Below are 15157 nucleotides of genomic sequence, written 5' to 3' on the forward strand. Positions count from 1 at the left end.
GGCCGGTTCTCTCCATGCCGGTTCTCCTCTTGGCTGTCATGTCCGCCCCCTCACTTCGCCGTGATCCGGACCGCGCCGGTCGTCGTGTCGCCCTTGTCGTCGGTGACGGTCAGGTGCGCCGTGTACGTCCCCGCGCGTGCGTAGGTGTGCTCGGCGCTGTCGCTCTCCGTGCCGGAGGGCTTGGCGTTGTCGCCGAAGTCCCAGTGGTACGAGGCCGCGCTACGGCCCTGCGGGAGCTTCACCGTGCTGGTGAGCTTGACGGCGAGCGGCGCGGAGCCGTCTGCCGGGGCCGCCTTGACCGTCACCTTCGCGCCGGCCTTCTTCTCGACGCCGGGGCCGTTGAAGTGCAGCCAGTCGACGCTGAGGAGATCGGCCTTCTCGGACGACCACTCGGGGTTGGTGAAGACGGCGTACAGCTTCGTCGTGCCGTCGTGGTCGGCCAGGTCGACGGTCGGCGAGATGAAGTTGCTCCAGCCGCCCGTGTTCGGCACGGTCGCCTTGCCGAGCAGCTTGCCCGTGGGAGACCCGGCGCGGAACTCGATGTCACCGCCGAGCCCGCCCGAGGACGCGCCCACCGTCACGGAGTCGACGCCCTTGAAGTTGACGGGGTCGAAGGAGACCCAGTCGCCGTCCTCGATCTCGATGAGCCGCTTGCCGCCGGATGCGTCCGCGCGCTCACCGGTGTCCACGCCGCCGTGCGCCCCGCCGGTGGCGGTGCGGTGCTCGGCCTCGCGGAAGGAGGTCCGCAGGGTCAGCGAGGCGGAACCCGTCAGGGCGGGAACCCCGGACGCGCCCTTGTCCTCGTACTGGGCCGTGATCCCGTAGTACAGGTTCTGGCCCGGCCCGTGACTGTCCCCGGCGTCCGTCACGATCTCGCCCGCGCAGCCGGTGTAGTTGTCAAGCGGGTGCAGATGGGCGTCGTGCCCGAGCTGGGACTGGACGACGACCCGCTTGCAGTCGATCTTCCCGTCCTCCTTGTCCGTCACCTTGATCTTGAACGGAATGGTGTCACCGAAGCTGAACGTGCCCCCGTTGGGCGGCTGTTGGATCGTCACCACGGGCCGCGTGTTTCCGACGGTGATCTCCTGTACGGCAAGACCGCTCAGCTGGTCCGGGCCCGTCACCTTCAGGCGCGCGCTGAACACGCCCTTCTTGGTGTAGGTGTGCGTGGGGTTGGCCTCGGTCGAGTCGGTCGTGCCGTTGCCGTCGAAGTCCCAGGCGTACGTCACGGGTTTGCCGTCCGGCAGCCCCGAACCCTCGCTGGAGAACGAGACCTTCAGGGGTGTGCCGCCGTTGTCCGGAGTGGCCTTGACGCGGGCGTCCGGCAGGTGTCCGTCCGCGACGTAGTCGATGCGGTAGATGCCCGCGCCCTCGTTGCTGCCGCCGCGGCCCGTGCCGCTGCCGAGCCCGAAGTCGATGACGTACATCGCGCCGTCAGGTCCGAAGTCGGCGTCGAAAGGCTGGTTCCACTTCATGTCGGGGAAAATGGAGTTGATCGAATTCAGATCGCCCGCCTTCGCGGGGCCGAAGCGCGGATCGGTGAACGTCTGGTCCTTCTCCTGCATCGAGAAGACCTTGAACCACTGCCGCGTCAGCTCGTAGTTGAACCACTTCCCCTCGAAGTACTCGGGGAACTTCGTCTTGTACGTGTTGGAGGCGTCGTAGTCGTAGACCGGACCGCTCATCGGGGCACCGCCGCCCGTGCCGAGTTCCGGGAACTCCTTGGAGGCGGAGTAGGCGTACCAGACGTCGGCGGGCTGTGCCGGCGGCAACTCGCGCAGTCCCGTGTTGTTCGGCGAATCGTTCACGATCTTCGCGCAGTCGAATTTCGCGCCCGACTTCTTCGTCGCGAAGTCGTAGTCGTTGAACGGGATGTTGTTGCCTACGCAGTAGGGCCAGCCGTAATTGCCCGCCTTGGTGATGCGGTTGAACTCGACCGTCCCCTCGGGGCCGCGGTCGGCGACGGCCGCCCTCGCGTCGGGCCCGTAGTCGCCCATCAGCACGGCGCCGCTCAGCGGATCCGTGGTGATGCGGAAGGGGTTGCGCATGCCCATCGCGTAGATCTCGGACCGGGTCTTGTCCGTCCCCGGCGCGAAGAGATTGCCCTCCGGTACGGAATAGGTCCCGTCGTCCTTGGGCGTGACGCGCAGGATCTTGCCGCGCAGGTCGTTCGTATTGCCCGCGGTGCCCTGCGCGTCCCAGGCCCGGCGGCCTTCGCGCTCGTCGATCGGGGCGAATCCGTCCGACGCGAACGGGTCGGTGTTGTCACCCGTCGCGATGTAGAGGTCGCCCTTCTTGTCGAAGGCGATGGACCCGGCCATGTGCGAGTTGGCCCGGCCCTCGCCGCGCAGCGTGGGAATGGTCAGGAGCCGCTTCTCCGTCGCCGGATCGACCTTTCCGCCCGCTTCGGTGAAACGGGAGAGATTGATGCGTTTCTCGGTCTTGTCGGAATTCAGGAGATAGACCCAGTGGTTGTCCTGGAATCTCGGGTCGAGCGCGAGGCCGAGCAGTCCGTCCGACTGGCTCGTCATCTCCGGGGTGTACTCGAAGTCGAGCGCCGTGGAGACCTTCAGCGACTCCTGGTCGATGATCTTGAGCTTGCCGGTGCGCTGGATGAAGAACACCCTGCGGTCGGGGGCCACGGCAAGCTCGAAGGGGTCGGCCAGGTCATTGGTGGCCAGCGGCGTGCGCTGGAAGGCGCCGGTCTTGGTGGCGGTGCAGTCGCCGGGCTTGTTGCCCGCGGCCCACTCGATGCCGCCGAGGATGTGCTTGAGGAAGCCCTCCTCCTGGAAGGCCGACTTGTCGTGTCCGCCCGCGGTGTACCAGGAGCGGCCGCCGTCATAGTTCTGGCACCAGGACCACGGCTGGTCGACGCCCTCGTCGAGTCCGCTGACGCCGTCGCGCACCTTGACCTGCGCGAGCGTGTGCACCTTCCCCGTCGGATTGGTGCGCCAGTTGTACCACTCCTCCGTGCGCTCCCAGAGCTCCGGAAGCCCCTTGGTGGAGGGGTGCGCGTGGTCGAGCACCTTGATCCGTCCGGTCTGCACCTCGGGGTGCTTGTCGAAGATCGCGCCGACGAGACCCTCGTACCAGGTCCAGTCGCGCTCGCTGGCCGAGGCGGAGTGCAGGCCGACCCAGCCGCCGCCCGCGCGGACGTACTTCTGGAAGGCCGCGCGCTGCTCGGCGTCGAGCAGATCACCTGTCTCGGGGGTCGAGTTGGTGTTGTTGAAGATGATGGCCTGGAAGCGGGCGAGATTGGCGTCGGAGAAGGCGGCCGCGTCGTCCGTGGCCTCCACCTCGAAGCCGTTCTCGCTGCCGAGCTTCTTGATGGCCTCGATGCCCGCGGGGATCGAGTCGTGCTGGGAGTTCGTGGTCTTGGAGAAGACCAGGACGCGGTACGGGTCGGCTTCCGGCTCCACCTGCGCCGCCGCGCGGGACGGCGCGGTGAGGGCAAGGCCGATGACGAGGGCGAGCAGGGCGACGATCGCGAGCCAGGGGCTCGGCGTGGTGGGTCCGGGCCTCGGCCGGACGGGGCCGCGTCTGGGCGCGGTGGGACTCGTGGAACTCATGGCGCTCCCTGGGCTGGGCGGGTGGACGGCTGCCGGTAGCCGGGTGTGCGGTGAGTGCGAGTTGCGCGGTGCGCGGAGAGGGGGATACCAAGAGCTAGCTAGAAAGCGCTTTCTCCCGCGCGTTGCTCAGCGTAGGTTCCGCTCTGACGAGGGGTCAATGGGTCGGAAGCGCCTGGCGTGAGAGGGGAGTCACCGCGAGCTACCGGGAGAACCGCCGGTATGAGGTCGCGTGTGCGGGGGAGGGATTCAGGGCCAGGGAGGGTAGCCGTACGGAGGCCGTATGGAATCCGTGCGGAAGCCCTATGGAAGCCCTATGGAAGCCGCAGAGAAGTCGTACAGGGGAGTTTCCCGAATGTCTGACCACGCCTCGACGCCCGAACCCGCCGCGTACACCGCCGGACTCGTGAACGCGGTGGACGGCGTTCCCGTCGCCACGTACACCTGGCTGCCCGGCGGCGGCCGGCCGCGCGCGTTCGTGCAGATCGCGCACGGCGCGGGTGAACATGCCCTGCGCTACGACAGGTTCGCGCGCCACCTGACCGAGCACGGCTATGGAGTGATCGCCTCCGACCACCGGGGCCACGGCGCCACGGCGCAGGCGACCGGCGGGTACGGGGTGACGGGCACCTCCGCCGACGCGTCCGCGGCCGAGTCCTCCTTCGACAGCTGGCGCGCCATGGTCGACGACCTCAAGGCGATCGGCGATCAGGTACGCACCCTGCACCCCGGAACCCCGCTCTTCCTGCTCGGCCACAGCATGGGCTCGCACCTGGCCAGGGACTACGCCCAGGAGTACCCCGACGGCCTGGCGGGTCTGATCCTCTCCGGAACCTTCCGTTCCCTGCCCGGGGTCGGAATCGAGGAGTCCATCGCCCGCCTGGAGCGCGAGATCGCCGAGAACGGCCGCGAGGGAATCTCCTCCTACCTCCCCGAACTCTTCGCCGCCTTCAACGACGCGTACCCGCACCGCACCGGATTCGAGTGGCTCTCGCGCGACGAGGCGGAGGTCGACGAGTACGTCGTCGACGAGCGCTGCGGATTCCCGTTCTCCGCCGGGCTCTGCCTGGACTGGGTGCGCGCGGTACGCAAGATGAACGACCCGCGGAACCTCGCCCGGGTACCGGCGGACCTTCCCGTGCACATCGCCGTCGGCACCGAGGACCCCTGCAACCAGGGCATGACGCTGGTCCACGAACTCCTGGAGGACTACCGGTACCTGGGCATGGACGACCTCACCTGGAGGGGGTACGAGGGGGCGCGCCACGAGATCCTGAACGAGACCAATCGGGACGAGGTCCAGGAGGACCTGCGGAACTGGCTGGACAAGCGGGTGCTGTGAGGGAGGTCCGGGGCGGTCCGTGCAGAGCGAGGCGTCCGGGGTGCCGCTGTCAGTGGCGTTGGCTACCGTTCGGGGCATGTCTCGAGCTCACGCCAAGGCCCAGGTCACGGGTGACGATGTACGCCGTATCGCACTGGCCCTGCCGGATACGACGGAGAAGATCGCCTGGAGCATGCCCACCTTCCGGGTGGCCGGAAAGATGTTCGCCACGCTCCCCGAGGACGAGACGTCCATCGCCGTGCGGTGCCCCAAGGAGGAGCGTGACGAGCTGGTCCTCGCGGAGCCGGACAAGTTCTGGATCGCCGACCACGAGGCGATGTTCGCCTGGGTGCGCGCCCGGCTCTCGGCCCTCGACACGGCCGAACTGAAGGACATCCTCGCCGACTCCTGGCGCCAGGCCGCGCCCACCCGACTCCTGGACGCCCACCCCGAGTTGGGACTGCCGCCCGCGAGCTGAACGGATCGGCCGCTGTCAGTGCGCCGTGGCATGATCCAGGCAGGGGTGGGATCACAGGCAGGGGCGGAGCGCACGGACTCGCGGGACGACGGGCCCTGCGCAGCCGCCGGGGGAGGGGACAGGGGTGCCGTCAGCGGACGGAATCGACGAGAACGGGCACGCGCGGAGCCGCGGGGAGCGCCGGGCGAGACGTACGGGGGCCGGACGTGAACCTGGTCCCGGGGGTGTGTCGCCGGCGGCGGAGCGGGACGGCCTGCCGGCCGGGGATCGCCGGGCGCCGCTGAGCGAGGATGGCGAGGGCCTGCTTGCCCGGGACGGCGAGGGGCCGTTGGCCGCGGACGGCGAGGGCCTGCTTGCCCCGGACCGCGAGGACCCGTTGTCCGTGGGCCGCACAGGCCCGGTGACTGCGGACCGCAAGGGTCCACTGGCCGAGGGCCGCAAGAGCCTGCCGACCATGGGCCGCAGCAAGGACCCGCATGCTGCGGACCACGGAGGGCCGCTCGGTGCGGACCGTGGAGGACCGATCGGTGCGGACCGCGGAGGCCCGCTCGCGGCGAGTGGTCGTAGGAGTATCTGGTCGCGGGACTTCGGGTTCTTCTTCGGGGCGCGGACCGTGGCCAAGCTCGGTGACACCATGTTGCCGGTCGCGCTCGCCGCGGGGCTGTTGCAGCACGGGCACGGCGCGGGCGCGGTCGGGCTGGCGATGGCCGCCACGACGGTCTGCTTCGCGGGCCTGGTGATCTTCGGCGGGGTCTTCGCGGACCGGTTCAGCACCCGCCTCCTCATGATCGGCGCGGACGTGGTCCGGCTCGGCACGCAGTCGATCGCGGCGGTCCTCTTCTTCTCGGGACATGTCGTCCTCTGGCAGATCTGCGTGATCGGCGCGGTCAACGGCGCGGCGGGCGCCCTCTTCCAGCCGGGCGTCGCCAGCACGGTCCCGCGCCTTGCCACCGACGTCCAGAAGGCCAACGGCGCGATACGCGTGGCCGAGTCGGCCGCGGCCCTCGCGGGACCGGCCGTCGCGGGCGTCCTCGTGGCCTTCGCCTCACCCGGCGCCGTCTTCGCCGCGCACGCGGGAACGTACGGACTGAGTGCCCTGTGCCTGGTCCTGCTCAGACTGCCGCCCGCACGGCCCGGCTCGCTCCCGCACAGCAACGGCTTCCGGGCCGATCTGGTGCAGGGGTGGCGGGAGTTCAGGTCCCGCACCTGGCTCTGGGGCGTCATCGCCATCTTCTGCGTCCTGATGATCACGACCACGGGCCCGCTGACACCACTCGTCGCCACGCTCGTGGTCCAGGAGCACGGCTCGGGCGCATACGGCCTGGTGAACTCCGCCCTGGGCGCCGGCACCGTACTGGGCGGCCTGGTCGCGCTGCGCCTGCGCCCCCGCCGCATGCTCCGCGCGGGATCCATGGCCCTGATCGGCTACTGCGCGTTCCCGGCGGCCGTCGGCGCCCAGCTCGGCGTGCCGCTCATGGCGGTCGGCGCCGCGATCGCGGGTGCCGGGCTCTCCTTCTGGGGCGTCATGTGGGCCACGAGCGTCCAGACGCAGGTGCCGCCCGACGTCCTCAACCGCATACACGCCTACGACGTCGCGGGATCGATCGCCCTGCTGCCGGTCGGCCAGGCACTCGCGGGCCCCGCCGCGAGCGCCTTCGGCGCGGAAGAGGTACTGCTCACGGGCGCCGTGACGACGCTCGCCGTCTGCCTGGCCCTGCTCTCCGTACCGGCGATACGCGGGCTGGTCCGGGTGGACGGGAGAGCGCCGGTCTCGGGCGGTGGACCCGCGACCGAAGCGGCGACGGCACGGCGGCCGGAGAGCCTGCCCGCGACCGGCCGCGACGGAGCTATACGGGGCTGTACGGAAGCCTGTGCCGCGCCTCCGGAGCCCCGGTGACCCCCGGAGACCCGGTGATCCGCGCCTCCAGAAACCCGGTGATCCGCTCCCGCAGTGACCGGGCGTCGAGCCCGTGCGCGGCCATGTGCTCGTCGATCTGCCCGTAGCGGCGCAGCTCGGCACGGCCGACGCCGAGTCCGAGCACGCGGTGCGGGACATCGGCGAGCGCGTCGTTCGCGGCGGCGGTGGAGGTTCCGGCGAGATAGGGCTCGACCAGCACGACATCGGCCGCCGCCCCTGCCCCCGTCGCGCGCCGCAGCGCCTCTCCATCGAAGGGCCGCACTGTGGTCGCGTACAGCACGGTGAGATCGAGCCCCTCGGTCGCGGCGAGCACGTTGTCCAGCATCGGCCCGACGGCGACCACGACCCCGGCCCGCCCCTCGCGCACGGTGTGGAAGCGCGCTCCGTCGACCGGCAGCCCCCGGCCGTTCGACTGCACCGAGAGGCGGACGTACACCTTGTCGTCGCCCGCGGCGACCGCGTGCCGCAGCAGCGTCTCGGCCTCGTCCGGGTGCCCCGGCACATGCACGGTCCAGCCGTCCAGCGTGTCGAGCAGGGCCACATCGCCCGGAGACATGTGCGTAAAGCCACCGGCGGGCCAGTCGAAGGAGCCCGCGGCGCTCACGAGAACGCCCCCCACGCCCTGATGCCCGAAGTCCAGCTTCACCTGCTCGAAGGGCCGCTCCACCAGAAAGCTGGCGAAGGTGTGCATGACGGGCCGCAGCCCCGCGAGGGCGAGCCCGGCACCGGTCCCCACGAGCAGCTGCTCCCGGATCCCGACATTGATCACCCGGTCCGGGTGCTTGCGCTGAGCCCGGGCGAACGCGTCCGCGCCGATCTCGGCGAGAACGACGGCGACGCGCGGATCCTCGTCGAGCAGCCGCGAGACGACAGGACCGAAACGATCACGCATGGTGTCCATGACAGAAAACCTCCGACAAGAGATCCAAAAGAGAAGGGGCGGATGCCGTTCAGGCCGGCGCCTACGACTTCTTGGGCTCGACCTGGGCCACGACCACCCGGGGCCGCCCCGGATGCGGCGCGGTGAAGGCCGCGTACAGCGCGTCGTGATCACGCCCGTCGACGGTCTCGGCGGACCACCCCGCCGCCTCGAAGCGCGACGCGATGCCGCCGGGCCTGGTGTGCCGGGCGGAGGCGTTGTCGATCACGACGGTGTGCAGCTGTTCGAGGCCGGAGGGCCCGGCGAAGGCGATGGCCTCGTGATTGCTGCCTTCGTCCAGCTCGGCGTCCCCCACTAGCACCCACACCTGGGCGTCGGAGATCCCGCGCGCACCGAGCCCGAGCGCCGTCCCGACACCGAGCGGCAGCCCGTGCCCGAGGGACCCGCTCCCGATCTCGACCCCCGGCACGAGCACCCGGTCCGGGTGGTGCCCCAGCGGGGAGTCGTACCCCCCGAACCCTTCCAGCCAGTCGACGGGAAAGAAGCCCTTGGCGGCGAGGACGGCGTAGTACGCCATGGGCCCGTGTCCTTTGGAGAGCAGGAACCGGTCGCGCCCGGGATCATCCACCCGCTCGGGTGTGACCCTGAGCACCCGGTCGTAGAGAACCCAGAGCGCGTCGAGGGTCGACGTCGCGGCGGGCCCGTGCTTCTCGTCCCCCGTCATCCGCCCCATGAGGCGGGACAGGTCCGCGTATCCGTAGGTGTGCGCGCGTTCCGTTGTCGTCGTCATGACACAGAGCGTGCAACCTCAAGTCCGCTTGAGGTCAACAGGGCGCAAAAGGCGTGAGCGATCACGGCTCCGAGTGCGGTATTGTTTCGGTGCGCGTTCGGCCAGGGGAAACCCCAGGTCACACGGGCACCGGGACGTGGCGCAGCTTGGTAGCGCACTTGACTGGGGGTCAAGGGGTCGCAGGTTCAAATCCTGTCGTCCCGACGGAAACGTCGCAGGTAGGGGTCATCTTCGGATGGCCCCTACTTCGTTTTTGGGAGCAATTCTGGGAGCGGGAAGCGGCTCCCAGCGCTCCCAGGGAGCGGGAGCCTGGGAGCGACGTCAACCGGGGGTCGACGGCTGGTCACCCGATCCGGTCGCTCCCAGGGAGCATCTCCGCTGGCCGGTCTGACGTTCGAGGCAAGGGGTCGCGCCGTTCGCCCCCTGGCCCGAATACTCGACATGGGGCCGTGCTCCCACTCGACCCCATGACGGTTTTCGCCGACCCCATGACTTCATCGACTCCAGTTCTCGGTGCACACGTCATCCAGAGGTTGAACGCGATAGCGAGATGCTGTGCACGTCGGTAGGGGTATCGGCTCGGGTGTGTCTGCTCCTGCGAGTCCCCTTGGCCGGACGCCAGTGGATATAGGCGTCTGTACAGAGCGGTACGGGATTGTTGGGGGCGCGTGTGATGCCCTGCCTGGGGCGTGGGTGTATGCGGCGTGGGCAGGGTGCAGGGCTCTTTCCCGGTGCTGCCGTGCCGTCTCGACTTGCTCGTCTGCGCGACGGTTGCGTTTTTTGCGGCTTCACCGCGAAAAACGACTTCTTGCGCGCTTTCGTCTCATTGGTCTTCCAGCAGGGGGCGGCTGGGGAGGTCAGCCATTCGCTGCCGTGGTGCGGGATGTCTCCTCGGAGGATGAAGCACAGCAGGACTGGCTGGGGTGTAGCCGAAACGGGGATACGCATCCATGTGTGCTTTTCGGTGTTGGCGCGTTCGTCGTCGGCGGGACGTGTTTGCTGTGGTCGCGTTCCTGCAGGATGAGGACGTCGATACGTTCGACTTGAGCAGTGATGGTGAAATGCGGTGCTGCCTTCCGGCGGTGGCGGGATGGGGAAGCGGCTGGAGTGGGGCCGAGAGCCGCCTCATGGCCATGTGAATCAGTAGCGGTGACGACGGCCTGAATGATGCGCAAGGCTCGGCCGTAGATGGATGTGGTCAGTCTCAAGAGGTGGGCTTACGCGTGGGGAGCGGCCACCACCCTCGGCTTTGCAGAGCCTAAGCACTTACCTTGTTCGTGCTGTCCGGCCAAGCTCCCTCGGGGCGCCCCTGGCCCATCCAGTTGAGAACGTCTAGCTGCCGCTCATTGAGGCCTTCGCGCATGCGGTCCTCCCGTGGTTCCCCCAGGCGTGCTACCCCGAAGACGATGCCTGTCGCGGGCGTTCAGGTAGTTGGGAGAGAATGTTCGTCCGGATGAGACGTGCTGGGCGGCCCGTCTACAGGGAGAATAGTTCTTCCTGGTAGTTCTCGACGATGTCCCGGCGCGGATAGAACAGGCCGAGCAGCATGAACGTCCTTGGGCGTTTGGCCAGGTTCCCGACGTAGCAGTGGACGACGTGGTCCGGCGTGAACATCCGAGTGAACCAGCGCTCCCGCAGCTTTTCCTCCACGTCCTGCTGCCCGTACTGGCGCAGGTACTTGCGGTAGGACTCGCCGGCCTCCCAGTCCCGGAGCGCCATGTCGTGGCCAGCGCAGTCGGAGTCTTCGCAGCGGAAGTGGTAGCGGAACTCCAGTGGCACCCAATCCAGTTGGCGCAGGTCTTGATCGAGGAGGTCCATCTGGTCGGTCAGGGCGGCCTTGGAGACGGGCCAGGGTTCGGCGGGCTCGAGGCGGAAGCCGACGGTGTCCGCCGCTGGACGGAAGAGGCCGAGGGAGGTGCCGTGTTCCTCCTGGTCTCGTTTGATGGCGCACAGCGACGGAGCGATCAGCGGGCGGAGGATCGAGTAGCGCTCGCGCCAGCCGTCGCTCGTGCCGATTCTGTCGATGACCTTGAGGGTGTCCGGGTTCGGGCGCAGGCTCTCGGGCCGGCCGTCCTGGTGGTGGCGGCGTACGTCGACCTCGATGATCGCGTACTTGGCGAACTGGCTCTCCTGCTTCAGGAGCCGGAAGGGCACCGGGAAAAGGCGGACATGCTCGGGGGCGGCACGGTCGAGGCGTATGCCAGCGACGCAACTGGTCTCACGGTACTTCGTGGACAGTTCCGGATACGTCTTGACCGTGATCAGTATGCGCGCACGCTCCCACGCTCCTGCCATGCCCCACCCCCCGGTCCGTAGCGTCTGGACCAGATTGGAAGTGAGGCGGATGCAACGTGCAAGGGCGCCGTCGTGCAGGGGAGGTGAAGTCAGGCCAAGGGGCTGACGGGTAGTGACGCGCGCTTGCGCAGGGTCTCCAGCACGACGTGGCGGTGACAGCGCTCTTCGTCCTTCTCGAAACACAGCACCGCAACTCGGACCTGGCCTGCGTGTTCCGCAAGTTGATTGAGGTCCGCCCTGGCTGCTTCGGAGCGTAGAAGGCTGCGGAAGCGCGCTCTGCCCTCGCTGATGCGCCCTTCCCAGAATGGGGCCCGGTTGTCCTTCGGATTCCCCAGAGCACGCAGGTGGGTGTAGGTGATGCCCGCCTCGTCGAGGGCGTGCCCGAGCCGGGTCTTGCTGAATCCGGGCTTGCGGCTGATGGGGGTCAGGCGGACGTCGGCGACCATGCTGATCTGCGCGTCTAGCAGGGAGGCGACGAACGAATTGATGTCCCGCCCCTCATAACCGGCCGACCACAGACCGGCTTCTGGCCCTTGTGCCTGTCGGAACAGCTCATCGAGCGAGACCCCGAGTACCTCGGCCAGTGCGCCAACAGTGAAGAAACCTGGCTGGATCGCACCCCCGCCCTCGAGGCGCGACAGCGTCGCGGGCTGGATACCGGCCTCTTTCGCCAGGCGCTCGGGCGTCAATCCGCGCTCCTCGCGAAGAGTGCGTACGCGGGTGGCCAGCGTCTGTGCGGGGGAGAGCGGGGAAGTGCTTAAGGGGCGATCGGCCATGGACCGGGATACTAGTGCGAACGGACTGCACCCGAGTGAGTGCGTCACCCTGACGTCGGTTGCGGCAGGCCACGGTTGGCTGTCCGTACGTAGTGGCTGTAGGCATGATTCCTTTGCCACGGAGACAGGGCGCGAAGAGCACGTGATGGCCGGACACCGTCGATGCCCCCCACATCCGCAAGCAACGGTTCAGGGGGCGGCCTGTCGTCCTTGTCCTACGCCTTGTTCCGGCGTCGCCGCATCAAGGAACTCCTGCACGTCCAGCGTGAGAAGAAGGAAGTAGCGCCTCAAGGAGGCCAGTCTTTCGTAGATCTGCCGGGCAGTGGCTTCCTGCCGTCCGATGTCCGAATCGAAGTCCCTGACCGCGAAGACCGAGTTGTACCGCTCGAACAGCATCCCTTGGTCTTCCTCATACTCATGTTTCAGCTCAAGCTCGACGGCCGCATACCCGAGGTTTGCGCTGTAGTCCACGTCAGGGTTGCTGTCGAGCGCACGCAGCTGGACACCGCAGGCCCAGGAGAGATCGGCGACCAGCTGCTCATGTGGAGAGCTCGGATGGACGAAGACGTAGTGATGCTCGCTCATGTGAAGGTTCCTAGGGCCAGGTGATGTTGTAGTTGTTGCCGATGATCCTGATGGAGTTCATGCGCCCGGGAGGGTTGTTACGCAGCCACTTCCCGAGAACCTCCCTCGCCTGATCCTCGCTGACCGTGCTGTTACGCGTATCGATGATCGCATCACGCGCCTGCTTCTTGGCGGTGTTTAGATTGTTCTTGATCGCGTTTGGGGTGGCCTCTGGAGACAGAGATTTGAATTCAGTCGGAACTCCGTCAACCAGCGAGTCTGCCCGCTTCTCGCCGTCTACTGTCGATTCCTTGACCGCCTTGACATGTTTACCCTCCCCCTCCAGTTCCTCGGCGATTCTTCTTTCCTTCGGTGAAAACGGCTTCTCCGACTCATCTATAGAACCCCGACCTGTCGTCGTGGAGCCGCCGCCCTTCCCGCGGCCCGACGACGACGGCATGGCGTCATTGCTGCCACCCTGACTTCCGTTCGCCATGAGGGCGATACCCGCCACGCCGAGGGCGCTGACCTCGGCGACTCCCAAGGATCCTGCCGCGCCCACGGCCACTCCGCCACCGGCCAGGGCCAGCCCAGCGGGCGGGAAGAGCATGAGGAGACCGAAGAGCGCGAGGATGGTGAAGGCGATCCCCAAATACAGGTCAAGGTCCTCGAGGAATGCCAGGAGCATCGCCGCCGGACCGGTGGCATCGCCGTCCAGCGGCTCGCCCTGACGGTAGTGGACAAACAGCAGGAGGCTGCCGGTCACAAGCGCCCCGGCCGCCGCCCACACGCGCAGGCGTATCAGCGCGACGATCTCAGCGAGCGGCTGCTGCCTCGCCTTACGCCAAGCGCGCAGCAGGAGGACCAGCTGCAGCAGCGTCCAGGCCAGGGCCGCAATGCCGAACCACAGCAGGATCCGTGGGCCGTTGCCGGTGGTGAACCACTTCTGGAGATCCTTCGTGGACGTGAATGAGCCCACGCCGAGGAAAAGCAGGGATGGCGCCATCAGGACTAGTGGGATGACCAGCATCGGCCAGCGACGCCGCCAGGGCCGCAGGTGGCGTGCCGACTTGAGCAGGCTGCGCACCCGGGTCTTTTCCCAGGCGTCTGGGTGGTTGGATGCGTTCATGCACGCCGCGGTGGCGGACACCGCGGCGTGCAGGTTCTGCAGGCGCTCGGGCGGGACGCGCCCTGCGGCGTAGCAGAGGGAGCGGCGCATGCGGGCGAAGCGCAGCGCGATCAGCAGGCTCCAGGGCACGCGCCAAGCCGCGAAGCCGCCCAGCGCGGCAAGGCCGGTGCGGCCCTCGATGCGTTCGGCGTCCAGCAGGATGGCGGGCATGGCGTGCCGGCCCCGGCGGATTGCGGCGTGGTCCAGGGCCGTGGCCAGCGCCAGGCAGATCAGGGGTGCCCAGTCCAGGACGGCGTCGGGGAACTTGAACAGGGCCTTGGCCCACCCTGCGCCGCTTCCTCCGCCGCCGGTGTAGTTGAAGAGCGCGTGGTGCCCGATCGCGTACGCCAGGGGCAGCAGGCCCAGGAGCTTGCGCCAGCCGCGGGCCCGCAGCAGCAGAGCCGCTCCCAGCCCGTCGATGGCTCCCCAGACCAGGTGCAGGTTGATGCCCAGGCTCGTCTCGGTGAAGCTGAAGTCCAAGGTGCCCAGCGAGTTGGGCAGCCAGGTGCTCAGCACGGTTGACCAGTCGGGAATGTAAGGGGAGCCCTTGCCGATGCTGCCGATCCCGCCCGACAGCATCCAGCCCCCGCCGCCGGGCAGCGGAAAGGCCCGCTGGGCGTCCAGCAGGTGCGAGAGCAGGACCTCCAGGAGGCCGAGCCCGGCGCCGGTTGCCGCACCAAGGATGACGAAGTCGGCGTAGCCCAGCTGCGAGCGGATCTTCAGGTTCAGCCCGGCCAGTACCAGCGGCGCGATCTGCGCGAGCTCCTCGACGACCGGGACGAGGGTGTACGAGCCGTGCCCCATCGCTTCGGTCAGCGACTGGCCCGGATGCGAGACGGCGGCGCGCGCGTACACGTACTCGATGAGCGTCGCCATGACGCCGCTGCCGTACACGCCGACCGCGACCGTCACCAGCACGGTGGAAATTTTCAAAGACCGCACCGGCGAGGCCAGCAACGCCAATTGCAGAACCCCGTATATCGCTGCGGCCGCCATTATGAGCGTCACGCACAAACCCCCGAAAGCCAACTACCGGCACAAGCCCCAGGAGGTTAACAGTCGGCCTTGCGGCAGCGAATGAGTGGCCCTCGGCCGCTGAGAACACACTGGATATCGGGGGACAAATCTTCGGTACTAAACCCACGTCACCGGGCAAATGGTTCCAGAACGCGCAGGTGGATTCACCTGATGCGCGCATTTCTGGCGCGATGTTGGCCGAGTGAACTAGCCCTAGAGGGAGGCCAGAACGCGCAATGTCCTGGGTGAAGCTGTGAACGGCTCCCGTACCTCGCATGAAAGCGGGGGTGATCCTTCGCAGCTGCGGGGCGCCCAGGGGCAACGGCGCGTTACGAGCCGTAGAGAGGCCGGCCGAGGGGGCTGTGCGATGCGTTCGCGCGCATG

General features: G+C 68.1%; 10 protein-coding genes and 1 tRNA gene. 4 read left to right on the forward strand and 7 right to left on the reverse strand.

The annotated features are described in order from the left end of the window. Positions 1 to 50: 50 nt before the first annotated feature. Entirely contained in the window at positions 51 to 3569 is a 3519-nt protein-coding gene (locus tag ABZ906_RS04570) for a ThuA domain-containing protein (RefSeq protein WP_361377226.1), read from the reverse strand. A gap of 352 nt (positions 3570 to 3921) precedes the next feature. Here ABZ906_RS04570 and ABZ906_RS04575 point away from each other — a divergent pair, with 352 nt between their 5' ends. From ABZ906_RS04575 to ABZ906_RS04585, 3 genes are all read left to right on the forward strand, one after another. Next, a complete protein-coding gene (locus ABZ906_RS04575) occupies positions 3922 to 4908 on the forward strand; it encodes an alpha/beta hydrolase (RefSeq protein WP_361377228.1) in 987 nt (328 codons plus the stop codon). 76 nt (positions 4909 to 4984) lie between these two features. After that, positions 4985 to 5365, forward strand: coding sequence for an MmcQ/YjbR family DNA-binding protein (locus ABZ906_RS04580; RefSeq protein ID WP_361377231.1), 381 nt, complete (start codon positions 4985 to 4987; stop codon positions 5363 to 5365). 226 nt (positions 5366 to 5591) lie between these two features. Further along, positions 5592 to 7262: an MFS transporter gene (locus tag ABZ906_RS04585; protein ID WP_361377234.1), complete on the forward strand. Its 1671-nt coding sequence runs from the start codon at positions 5592 to 5594 to the stop codon at positions 7260 to 7262. Here ABZ906_RS04585 and ABZ906_RS04590 read toward each other — a convergent pair. Next, complete coding sequence (locus ABZ906_RS04590; RefSeq protein WP_361377237.1) at positions 7213 to 8184, reverse strand: transketolase; 972 nt, start codon at positions 8182 to 8184, stop codon at positions 7213 to 7215. The two genes, ABZ906_RS04585 and ABZ906_RS04590, sit on opposite strands and share 50 nt — an antisense overlap. 61 nt (positions 8185 to 8245) lie before the next feature. Further along, complete coding sequence (locus tag ABZ906_RS04595; protein ID WP_361377240.1) at positions 8246 to 8953, reverse strand: transketolase; 708 nt, start codon at positions 8951 to 8953, stop codon at positions 8246 to 8248. A gap of 130 nt (positions 8954 to 9083) precedes the next feature. Between ABZ906_RS04595 and ABZ906_RS04600 the strand changes: the two genes are divergently transcribed. After that, a tRNA-Pro gene (locus ABZ906_RS04600) sits at positions 9084 to 9157 on the forward strand. 1272 nt (positions 9158 to 10429) lie between these two features. On the opposite strand, the gene ABZ906_RS04605 is transcribed toward ABZ906_RS04600, so the two are convergent. From ABZ906_RS04605 to ABZ906_RS04620, 4 genes are all read right to left on the reverse strand, one after another. Next, a complete protein-coding gene (locus tag ABZ906_RS04605) occupies positions 10430 to 11248 on the reverse strand; it encodes a hypothetical protein (protein ID WP_361377243.1) in 819 nt (272 codons plus the stop codon). A gap of 89 nt (positions 11249 to 11337) precedes the next feature. Then, positions 11338 to 12024 (reverse strand): DUF488 family protein, encoded by a 687-nt coding sequence (locus ABZ906_RS04610; RefSeq protein ID WP_361377246.1) that lies wholly within the window; start codon positions 12022 to 12024, stop codon positions 11338 to 11340. Between the two features lie 189 nt (positions 12025 to 12213). Beyond that, positions 12214 to 12609: a hypothetical protein gene (locus ABZ906_RS04615; RefSeq protein ID WP_361377249.1), complete on the reverse strand. Its 396-nt coding sequence runs from the start codon at positions 12607 to 12609 to the stop codon at positions 12214 to 12216. Positions 12610 to 12619: 10 nt separating this feature from the next. Then, on the reverse strand, positions 12620 to 14764 hold the full coding sequence (locus ABZ906_RS04620) for a hypothetical protein (protein WP_361377252.1): 2145 nt from the start codon (positions 14762 to 14764) through the stop codon (positions 12620 to 12622). Positions 14765 to 15157: the final 393 nt, after the last annotated feature.

This window comes from Streptomyces sp. NPDC046925, from assembly GCF_040644915.1.
Taxonomy (GTDB): domain Bacteria; phylum Actinomycetota; class Actinomycetes; order Streptomycetales; family Streptomycetaceae; genus Streptomyces.

Bases quoted from the DNA above. Each gene is read 5' to 3' on its own strand.
- ABZ906_RS04570 (WP_361377226.1), bottom strand. From the start codon at position 3,569: ATGAGTTCCACGAGTCCCACCGCGCCCAGACGCGGCCCCGTCCGGCCG.
- ABZ906_RS04575 (WP_361377228.1), top strand. From the start codon at position 3,922: ATGTCTGACCACGCCTCGACGCCCGAACCCGCCGCGTACACCGCCGGA.
- ABZ906_RS04580 (WP_361377231.1), top strand. From the start codon at position 4,985: ATGTCTCGAGCTCACGCCAAGGCCCAGGTCACGGGTGACGATGTACGC.
- ABZ906_RS04590 (WP_361377237.1), bottom strand. From the start codon at position 8,184: ATGGACACCATGCGTGATCGTTTCGGTCCTGTCGTCTCGCGGCTGCTC.
- ABZ906_RS04595 (WP_361377240.1), bottom strand. From the start codon at position 8,953: ATGACGACGACAACGGAACGCGCGCACACCTACGGATACGCGGACCTG.
- ABZ906_RS04605 (WP_361377243.1), bottom strand. From the start codon at position 11,248: ATGGCAGGAGCGTGGGAGCGTGCGCGCATACTGATCACGGTCAAGACG.
- ABZ906_RS04610 (WP_361377246.1), bottom strand. From the start codon at position 12,024: ATGGCCGATCGCCCCTTAAGCACTTCCCCGCTCTCCCCCGCACAGACG.
- ABZ906_RS04615 (WP_361377249.1), bottom strand. From the start codon at position 12,609: ATGAGCGAGCATCACTACGTCTTCGTCCATCCGAGCTCTCCACATGAG.